The sequence below is a fragment of the Paenibacillus sp. IHB B 3415 genome (assembly GCF_000802655.2).
GTDB lineage: Bacteria > Bacillota > Bacilli > Paenibacillales > Paenibacillaceae > Paenibacillus_AQ > Paenibacillus_AQ phytohabitans.
This window is the reverse complement of the sequence record NZ_JUEI01000158.1, coordinates 1-4,285: the sequence shown is the minus strand read 5'-3', so window position 1 is coordinate 4,285 and position 4,285 is coordinate 1. Positions and strand designations below refer to the sequence as shown.

4 protein-coding genes are annotated in these 4,285 nt (G+C 53.5%); 2 read left to right on the top strand and 2 right to left on the bottom strand.

Annotated elements, in window-relative coordinates; genetic code table 11:
- Window positions 1-261 precede the first annotated feature (261 nt).
- Window positions 262-1,398 carry a glycoside hydrolase family 88 protein gene (locus QW71_RS35700; protein ID WP_039310648.1) on the top strand — a complete coding sequence of 379 codons (1,137 nt, stop codon included), beginning with the start codon at window positions 262-264 and terminating at the stop codon, window positions 1,396-1,398.
- Window positions 1,399-1,405: 7 nt separating this feature from the next.
- Window positions 1,406-3,310: a DUF2264 domain-containing protein gene (locus QW71_RS35695; RefSeq protein ID WP_235441647.1), complete on the top strand. Its 1,905-nt coding sequence runs from the start codon at window positions 1,406-1,408 to the stop codon at window positions 3,308-3,310.
- Between the two features lie 285 nt (window positions 3,311-3,595).
- Here QW71_RS35695 and QW71_RS41720 read toward each other — a convergent pair whose 3' ends face one another.
- Together QW71_RS41720 and QW71_RS41715 are read right to left on the bottom strand one after the other, a co-directional pair.
- Entirely contained in the window at window positions 3,596-3,718 is a 123-nt protein-coding gene (locus QW71_RS41720; protein WP_235441646.1) for a transposase, read from the bottom strand.
- On the bottom strand, window positions 3,709-3,876 hold the full coding sequence (locus QW71_RS41715) for a winged helix-turn-helix domain-containing protein (protein WP_235441645.1): 168 nt from the start codon (window positions 3,874-3,876) through the stop codon (window positions 3,709-3,711). Before QW71_RS41715 ends, QW71_RS41720 begins: the two co-directional genes overlap by 10 nt.
- Window positions 3,877-4,285: the final 409 nt, after the last annotated feature.

Genomic DNA, 4,285 nt, shown 5'->3' with positions numbered 1-4,285 from the left:
CGGGAAGCAGCTGCGCACGCCGCCGGGGAAGCTGCCGCGCACGCCGCCCGGGAAGCTGCTGCGCACGCCGCCGGGAAGCTACCGCGCACGCCGCCGGAAAAGCTGCGGCGCACGCCGCTGGAGCCCCTGCGCGCCCCGCCGGAAAGCACCGGTACCCCCGGATTTCCCGGATTTGCCGTGGTGAAAGCTAATTCTTTGGCAGTTGTTTTTCGTTCAGCTTTTATAGATAAGCAATTCAATTCAAACAAAGGCGGGATTCAGATGAGTGGAACCATAGAGCAGGCATGGGTAGATGAGGCTTGGAGCAAGGCACTGGAGAAGACAAGAAAGAACAGCGTAAGAATCGGCGCGGAATTCCCCCATGCAAGCCAAGGCAGCAAGTACGTACTGGAGACACCGAGCTGGTGGACAGCCGGCTTCTGGCCGGGCATGCTCTGGCAGCTCTATGCCGGGAGCGGGGACGAGAGCCTGAAGACGATTGCCGAACGCTGCGAGCAGCGGCTGGACGAGGTACTGGATGGGTATGTGAAGCTGGACCATGACTTAGGGTTCATGTGGCTGCTGACCAGCGTAGCCAACTTCAAGCTCACTGGCACAGAGGAATCACGGGTCCGGGCGCTTAAGGCTGCCAACTATCTGGCCGCCCGCTTCAACCTCAAAGGCCGCTATATCCGCGCCTGGAATCCATGGAGAGAAGGCGAGGACAACAGCGGGGTCGCTATTATCGACTGCAGCATGAATACCAGCCTGCTCTTCTGGGCTTCTGAAGTAACCGGAGACCCGCGTTACCGGCATATCGCCGAAGCTCATATGGACACGGTGCTGGAGCATTTCATCCGGCCGGACGGCTCCGTTTATCACATTGTCAACTTCAACCCGGAAACGGGCGAAGTGGTAGAGAAGCGCGGCGGACAGGGTTATGCACCGGAGTCGGCCTGGTCGCGCGGCGCTGCTTGGGCACTTTACGGGTTGTCGCTGGCCTATCATCATACCGGCAAGCAGAGCTACCTTGATGCATCCAAGCAGGTTGCCCATTTCTTCCTGACGCGTCTGCCGGAGGATCAGGTTCCGCATTGGGATTTCCGGGCTCCCGGTGAGATCGGAGAGATTCGTGATAGCTCCGCCGGTTCCTGCGCGGCGAGCGGCTTGCTGCTGCTGGCGAGCCAGGTGGATGAATCGGAGGCGCATGTCTACCGGAACGCCGCACTAAGAATTACGGAATCCCTCTACCGAAATTATGGGACCTGGGATAATGCGGAGGAAGAAGGGCTGCTGCTTCACGGTACAAGCAACTACCCGGAGAACCGGAATATCGATGTTCCACTGATCTACGGTGATTTCTTCTATGTTGAAGCGCTGGCACGGATCAAAGAAGCCGGCCCGTTCTACTGGGAGTAGGGAGATCATGATGACTAACGGGAAAGCAGCATCAGAATTATCATCCTTGCAGATTGCAGACAATCCGCTGAAGACGCGGGCGGACCTGGTGACCGCTCTTGAACAGCTTACGGGTCCGCTGCGTCCGCTCTACAGCAAAGGCGGGGCAAGACTTGAGATCGGCAGAACCGGAGCGAGCTATCCGGCAGCAACTGCCGGGATGGAGGGCTTTTCCCGGGTATTATGGGGATTGGTCCCCTTGCTCGCCGGAGGCGGAAGTAGCGAAATCCGGGACATCGTGCTGGAGGGCATCCGGCATGGCACCGACCCTGCCCATGAAGAATATTGGGGAGATGTACGGGATTACGACCAGCGTCTGGTCGAGATGGCGGCTTTCGGTTTCGCACTTGCAGCGGTTCCGGAGCAGATCTGGGCACCGCTTGCTCCACACGAGCAGGATCACCTGTATAACTGGCTGAATCAGATCAACTCCCATCCCTGCTATGATTGCAACTGGCTGTTCTTCAATGTACTTGTTAATGTTGGGTTCCGCACCATCGGCCGCACGTATGATGCGGTACAGCTGGAGAACAATCTGCAGCGGATGGATGCATTCTATCTGGGAGAGGGCTGGTACAGTGACGGTGTTGACGGGCACTGCGATTATTATGGACCGTTTGCGATCCATTACTATTCGCTGCTCTATGCAAAGCTGATGGAGCAGGAGGATCCAGAGCGTTCCCGATTGTTTAAAGAACGGGCCCGGTTGTTCGCCGCCGGATTCCTGGGCTGGTTCGCCCCGGACGGTTCCGCGCTTCCTTACGGGCGCAGCCTTGCATACCGATTCGCCCAATCGGCATTCTGGAGTGCCTTGGCTTATGCTGATGTTGATGTTGAAGGCTTCCCTGCCGGTGTGGTAAAAGGCATCGTTCTGCGCAATCTGCGCTGGTGGTTCAGCCAGCCGATCTTTGATGCGGCAGGCGTATTGACCATCGGATATACGTATCCGAATCTGGTCATGGCGGAGAATTATAATGCACCCGGCTCACCCTACTGGGCGCTGAAGACATTCCTGCCGCTCGCACTTGGTGAAGAGCATCCGTTCTGGAGCGAAGAGGAGCTTCCCCTGCCGGAAATCCCGGCAGTTATGGTTCAGAAGCCTGCACATCTTGTCCTGGTCCGCGAGCCGGCCTCCGGTCATGTGGCGGCGTTCAACAGCGGCCACCTGTACACGAATGAGCATACCCATACCTCGGCCAAATACGAGAAATTCGTCTATTCCACAGGCTTCGGGTTCAGCGTACCCCGTTCTGAGTGGGGGCTGTCGCAGGGGGCATTCGACTCCATGCTTGCGCTCAGCGAAGGCGGGGACAATCTGTACCGCGTGCGGCGCCGGAATGTGGAATCCGAGATCACGGACAACGTCCTCCGGTCGGTCTGGAAGCCATGGGCTAATGTGGAAGTCCGTACCTGGGTGGTAGCCGGGCTTCCCTGGCATATCCGGATTCACCGGATTGAGACGGGCCGGGCACTTGACGCCGCTGAAGGCGGGTTCGCCCTGGGCCAGGAAACGGAGCTTGCGCAACAGACCGACAACTCAGGCACAGCAGTATCTACAGCTTGGGGAACCAGCGGAATCAAGGGACTGATGGGTTACGGAAAGGCAGAGCTCATCTGGCCCAATGCCAACACGAATGTGCTGCGTCCCCGGACGGTACTGCCAACATTGACGGCTACGCTTGAGCCCGGAATTCACTGGCTGGCTTCGGCTGTATATGGTGATCCGTCAGCTGATCCTTCAGCCCGGCAGGCGAACGGATTCGGTCATATTCTGGAGCAATCTCCCGAGTCCTTGCTGCAGGTTTCTTTTGCTGAGGATGGCATCACGGTTCAAACTACGGGCGGAACGGAAATTATTATTCCGATACAATAGAAAAAGGCTGCATCTTCACGTGATTGTGAGGGTGCGGCCGTTTTTGATTATATGCATCTCATATGACCTCATCTAATGCGTTTGGAAATCGGCTAATCCTTATTCATCACGCGGAAACTATATAGATTGAACCGCAAATCTTTACGCCCGGACCATTAGCCGATCAATCAATTCAAGAGGGCTCTTATGGATCCGTTTCATGAAAGCTGCGACATGAGTACGGATGACGTAATACTTATGAAAAAAGACATTGTTTATTACTTCGTGTTTTAGCCATTTCCACAATCATTCAACAGGATTAAGTTCAGGGCTATATTTGGGTAGAAAAACAAGCTGAAGTCTCGGATTCTCTCGCAGAAACGGCTGAATTGCATCTGCATGATGAGTGTGGGCGTTGTCTAACACCATGATTCATCTTCAAATAAAAGATGGTCAATTTCTCCTTGGTTCAGTTTCTCCTTCAGCTCAGGTAAAGTGACCTCGCGGAATTGTTTTTGTTCCTCTTTGCTGGCTCGTACCAGCGTATAGGTGGCTTTTGTGTAGCTAAAACCAAGCCGATTCAGCATTTTAGAGATTCCTTATAGAGCATATTTCTCGCCGAACTCGCGAAGGATCCATTTTATGAGTTCAAGTTATATAGTATTTTTAGTGAATATAGTGTTTTAAAGTAGGAAATAATCGTTGATATAGAAAGGATGGGGATAATATGTTTAAAAAATATACTTAATAGCCCTTGCATTGACTATTATTTCAGGAGTGGAATTAATATCCAATTCAAAAGCAGGCTCCTATCCAGAAATGGTAACCGCAAATAAGACAGATGAAAATCCTGTTAACACTAATTTTTCAACAAATAACGTGAAATCTGTAGAATCAGTGAAATCCGTACACCTTATGGCATTTTCGTGCCAGTAAATGAACAAAGCTCTTAAGCCCCCTAATCAAAGTGGAGACCTTGACATGTAAGAGGTACAC

Excerpts from the sequence above, each read along its gene's own strand:
- QW71_RS35700 (WP_039310648.1), top strand. The coding sequence starts at position 262 with ATGAGTGGAACCATAGAGCAGGCATGGGTAGATGAGGCTTGGAGCAAG.
- QW71_RS35695 (WP_235441647.1), top strand. The coding sequence starts at position 1,406 with ATGATGACTAACGGGAAAGCAGCATCAGAATTATCATCCTTGCAGATT.
- QW71_RS41720 (WP_235441646.1), bottom strand. The coding sequence starts at position 3,718 with ATGGTGTTAGACAACGCCCACACTCATCATGCAGATGCAATTCAGCCG.
- QW71_RS41715 (WP_235441645.1), bottom strand. The coding sequence starts at position 3,876 with ATGCTGAATCGGCTTGGTTTTAGCTACACAAAAGCCACCTATACGCTG.